The 2,258-nt window shown below is 36.2% G+C and carries 3 protein-coding genes; all 3 read right to left on the bottom strand.

The window, feature by feature from the left end; genetic code table 11:
• The coding region (locus H7254_RS04000) for a protein adenylyltransferase SelO family protein (RefSeq protein ID WP_301931755.1) at positions 1-1,067 on the bottom strand (1,067 nt) is incomplete at its 3' end.
• Positions 1,068-1,076: 9 nt separating this feature from the next.
• Positions 1,077-1,304, bottom strand: a complete 228-nt coding sequence (locus H7254_RS03995) for a CDGSH iron-sulfur domain-containing protein (RefSeq protein ID WP_301931754.1) — start codon at positions 1,302-1,304, stop codon at positions 1,077-1,079.
• Between the two features lie 342 nt (positions 1,305-1,646).
• Positions 1,647-2,258: WD40 repeat domain-containing protein (locus H7254_RS03990; RefSeq protein WP_301931753.1), on the bottom strand; the 612-nt coding region annotated here is incomplete at its 5' end.

The following is a 2,258-nucleotide window of genomic DNA, read 5'->3' as shown; positions in this document are numbered from 1 at the left end:
TCTATTGCAAGGTTGGACAGCGTTTGTAAAAGAGAACTGAATATTTGATAGTCTTCCGATTGAAAAGAAGTAAGCCCTAATTTACCCTGACAAAGTTTTTGATAATAGTCGTGAAATGATTCTGAAAAAGTTTTAAGCAAATTCTGTAACCTTTCTTTTGGGAGATGATCGCTAAAACAAAGCAACAATTTTTGCAGGTTCCATGCAGCTATGGAAGGCTGGTTATTGTAAGCGTATCTGCCGTTATAATCAGAGTGATTGCAAACGTGCGATAAGTGAGTGTCTTCTAAAAAACCAAACGGGCCATAATCGATGGTAATGCCCAATACCGACATATTATCTGTATTCATTACTCCATGACAGAATCCTACGTTTTGCCAATGAGCCATGAGCATGGCGGTATTATCAATAATTTGTACAAGCATTTCCTCTACCGAAACCCCTTCAAAAAAAGTATGACGGGTGTATTCAATCAAATCTTTTAATACGGCTTTACGATCATAGTGATAGCACATTTCAAAATGGCCGAAGCGGATATTGGAAGGAAAAACTCTTGCAACAATAGCAGAACGTTCTATCGTTTCTCTGTACACTTTATCTTCTCCTATGATAATGGCCAACACTCTTGAAGTAGGAATTCCTAAACCGTGCATGGCTTCTGAGCAAAGATATTCTCTGACGGATGAACGAATCACCGCTTTACCATCTCCCATTCTGGAAAAAGGAGTTTTGCCTGAACCTTTAGTCTGGATTTCCAATCGCTTTCCATCCGAAGTTAAAATTTCACCCAGGGAAATTGCCCTGCCATCCCCTAATTGTCCGGCAAAGCTCCCAAACTGGTGGCCGGCATAGCGGGTGGCAATTGTTTGATCATTACTAAGCCTGGTTTCTCCATTTAGCCATTTTTGTAAATCGGAATCACTAAGTGATTCAAGCCCGAGTTCTTTTTTTAACCCGGTTACATGAATAAGTGTAGGCTTCTTTAATGGGGTAGGCGCAACATGTTCATACAAAAATGCAGGAAGTTTTTGGAAAGAATTGTCAAAATTAATAGTACACTGAGACATGGTTTCTTTTTAATGTATTTTTTTGGGAGGCAAGGCAAATGCCACCGCCTCATGTTCAAAATGCCCGTTATGAGCACCATCACAAAAAGGTTTATTTTTAGAAAGGCCACAATGGCAAAGTGAAAGCACCTCTCGTCCCGCTAAATCATATACATTTCCATTTTTATCTACAATCTCAAAATCACTTTCTATTTTCAGGGAACCGTTGTTGTTTACTGTAATTTTCGTTTTAGCCATTATTATTTTGTTTTTAAAAGTGATTACTAAATTCATATAAATCTTGCCCAATAAAATTTTGGTTAAAATGTTCAATAAATTGAATGCTTGCAAAACCGCCATCGCTAACTATTATTTTTTTTCTGTTCATTGTGTAAGGCATAAAAATGTTATTGTTTATAAAGTAGGGACAGCAAATCTCAAACAGATATCTGTTTCAACTCTATTTATTTTCAATATCCTTGCTGTAAATAATGTGCTGCTGTAAATACCCAATTGCCTGGTTGGTTGATGTAATAATCTTCTACTTTTTTTAAAGGCAATGTTTTGTTACTGCATATATTATTCTAGTTTTCAACCATTTCAATTTTTATTGGTATTATAACTGTTGATTTCCCACACAATGATTGTTTTATCATCACCTGTTGAAACCAGGTAATTATTAAAATCAATCCATAAAATTTTATTTACCGAATGAGTATGACTTTCGTGTTGAGACTTATCTACCCGTAACAGCAACTCAAAGTTTTCGGCATCCCATATTTTAATGGTTTTATCCTTGCTTGCAGTAGCAAAAAACTTTTTACAAGGGCTGAAAACGATACTGTAAATGGCGTAGTTATGGGCAGGAATATGATGGATTAAAGCACAATCATTTTTAATATCCCATACATTTAAATAAGCATCTCTCGAACCGGATAAAAGGTATTTACCGTTTGCATGATAGCATACTGTATTTACTGAAAAATCATCAGCATGCCCCTTTAGAATTTTCTTTTCTTCAAAGGTATCCATATCAAAAATCCGAATAGAACCATCACCACATCCAATGGCTGCCTCTTTCAAAATAATGTTGAAATTGATACTGCGTATTTTTTTATCGCAAAGTTTCAATGCGGTTACCAGCGAGAAATCGTTGATTGACCAAACGGAAAGTGTACCATCACCCGCCACAGCCCAAAAGCATTCTTTTTC

It is taken from the genome of Ferruginibacter sp., assembly GCF_014377975.1.
In the GTDB taxonomy this organism is placed as follows: Bacteria; Bacteroidota; Bacteroidia; order Chitinophagales; family Chitinophagaceae; genus Ferruginibacter.
This window is presented reverse-complemented; position numbering and strand designations above follow the sequence as displayed.

Coding starts and splice junctions, on each gene's coding strand:
- H7254_RS03995 (WP_301931754.1), bottom strand. CDS start 1,304: ATGGCTAAAACGAAAATTACAGTAAACAACAACGGTTCCCTGAAAATA.